Raw genomic sequence first — 278 nt, 5'->3', positions numbered from 1 at the left:
CCCACAGTTTGGGCAACAAGCCGAGCAATTGGCGGCGCGCACGCCAGGCGCTCGGCAGCATAAACAGCGAGAGCAACAGGAACGCCAATGCCCAGCGATAAAACGTGATCGAGGGGGGTGCAATCAGGCCGGACGACAACTTGGTCACCAACGTGTTGCCGCTCCAGATCATCACGGTGACCAGCGGAAACAGGTGGTGCCAGCCCTGCTCTTTGGCGTGTTCAGTCATGTTTACACCTTCAACAGCAGCAGTGCGCCGCAAATGACCAGGAACACAC

At 58.6% G+C, this 278-nt stretch carries 1 pseudogene; it reads right to left on the bottom strand.

The window, feature by feature from the left end:
- Positions 1-229: pseudogene (locus tag AC0I8G_RS25910) on the bottom strand (EamA family transporter); the annotation flags it as partial.
- Between the last annotated feature and the right edge of the window lie 49 nt (positions 230-278).

It is taken from the genome of Kineococcus sp. AC630 (genome assembly GCF_979255925.1).
Note: the sequence above shows the minus strand (reverse complement) of the source record. Positions and strands in the feature narration are given on the sequence as shown.